This is a genomic window from Thioclava sp. UBA3469 (assembly GCF_002378135.1).
Lineage (GTDB): Bacteria > Pseudomonadota > Alphaproteobacteria > Rhodobacterales > Rhodobacteraceae > Thioclava > Thioclava sediminum.
The window spans coordinates 1-1,579 of sequence record NZ_DFRG01000188.1; the positions used below are offsets into that span (position 1 = coordinate 1).

1 protein-coding gene is annotated in these 1,579 nt (G+C 66.5%); it reads left to right on the forward strand.

Features of this window, described 5'->3' with window-relative positions; translation table 11 throughout:
- On the forward strand, nt 1-1,579 hold a 1,579-nt coding region (locus tag B3D39_RS13560; protein ID WP_286789794.1), incomplete at both ends, for a cobaltochelatase CobT-related protein.

Below are 1,579 nucleotides of genomic sequence, written 5' to 3' on the forward strand. Positions count from 1 at the left end.
ATGACGCGCGACGAGGTTCTGCTCGCGCGCGGCACCGCCGATGCGATGGCGATGCGCCGCCGCCACCACGATGCCGCGATCGACAGCCGCTATGCGCCCTCGGGCGATCTGGCGAGCGCGATCTACGAGGCGATGGAGACCGCGCGCTGCGAAGCCTTGGGCGCGCGCGACATGCCCGGCACGCTCAGCAATATCGACGCCAAGATCGCCCATGAGGCCGAACGCAAGGGCTATGCCCAGATCCGCGCCCCCGAAGAGGCCCCGCTCTCGGTCGCCGCGGGCTATTTCGTGCGCGAACTGGCGACGGGCCGGAAACTGCCGCCCGGCGCGGATAACGTGCTCGACCTGTGGCGCCCCTTCATCGAGCAATCGGCGGGCGACGATCTGGAGAACGTCAACCACGTCCTCGCCGATCAGGCCGCCTTCGCACGTCTTACCCGCAAGGTGATCGCCGATCTCGGCTATGCCGATCAGCTGGGCGACGATCCCGACGAGGATATGGGCGACGAGGCCGAGGACGAGCAGGAAGAGAACGCCGACGAGGAACAGGGCGAAAATCAGGCCCGCGACGAGCAGGAGGACGACGAGGCCGAGGCCACGCCGGAATCCAGCCAGGAAGCGCAGGACGACCAGACCCAGACCTCCGTCAGCTCCGACGATCTCGCCGATCAGGAAATGAGCGACGAGATGGACATGCCGCAGGCCGATGCGCCGCTGGAGCCACCGCCGCCCCCGCCGCATTCGCAGGCCGATCCGAATTATGCCGTCTACACGACCGAATTCGACGAGGAGATTGCCGCCGAGGACTTGGCCGAACCGGCCGAGCTGGAGCGTCTGCGCCTCTATCTCGATCAGCAGCTCGATCCGCTGAAAGGCGCGGTCTCGCGGCTCGCCAACAAGCTGCAACGCCGCCTGCAGGCACAGCAGAACCGGTCGTGGGAATTCGACCGCGAGGAAGGGATGCTCGATGCGGGCCGCCTCGCCCGCGTTGTCGCGAACCCGACGACGCCGCTCAGCTTCAAGGTCGAGAAGGATACCGAGTTCCGCGACACCGTGGTGACGCTGCTTCTGGACAATTCCGGTTCGATGCGCGGCCGCCCGATCTCGATCGCGGCGATCTGCGCCGACGTGCTCGCCCGTACGCTAGAGCGCTGCGACGTGAAGGTCGAGATCCTCGGCTTCACCACACGCGCCTGGAAAGGCGGTCAGAGCCGTGAGAAATGGCTCGCCGATGGCCGCCCGCAAAGCCCTGGTCGCCTCAACGACCTGCGCCACATCATCTACAAGCGCGCCGATGCGCCGATGCGTCGGACGCGGGCCAATCTGGGCCTGATGATGAAGGAAGGCCTGCTGAAGGAGAATATCGACGGCGAGGCGCTGGAATGGGCGCATCGCCGGATGCTCGCCCGCTCGGAGCAGCGCAAAATCCTCATGGTGATCTCGGACGGCGCGCCGGTGGACGACTCGACGCTGTCGGTGAACCCTGCGATCTATCTGGAAAAACACCTGCGCGACGTAATCGCGATGGTGGAGCGCCGCCGCGCGGTGGAACTGATCGCCATCGGCATCGGCCATGACG